Below are 229 nucleotides of genomic sequence, written 5' to 3' on the forward strand. Positions count from 1 at the left end.
CACCGCCAACTTCGGCGGTAACACGGTCAGCGTGCTGCTGGGGACCAAGGACGGCACGTTTGTCCCCGCCCCCGGTTCACCCGTCTCTGTCGGCTCTGGGCCGTTTTCGGTGGTGGTCGTTGACGTGAACGGGGACGGCAAGCCCGACCTCGTCACCGCCAACATCATCAGCGACACCGTCAGCGTCCTGCTGGGGAACGGCGACGGCTCGTTTGCCCCCGCCCCCGGC

General features: G+C 68.1%; 1 protein-coding gene. It reads left to right on the forward strand.

What is annotated here, in order from left to right:
- Window positions 1–229 (forward strand): FG-GAP repeat domain-containing protein (locus BGIM_RS66780; RefSeq protein WP_202947404.1); only part of this gene is annotated, 229 nt, incomplete at both ends.

It is taken from the genome of Zavarzinella formosa DSM 19928 (assembly GCF_000255705.1).
Taxonomy (GTDB): domain Bacteria; phylum Planctomycetota; class Planctomycetia; order Gemmatales; family Gemmataceae; genus Zavarzinella; species Zavarzinella formosa.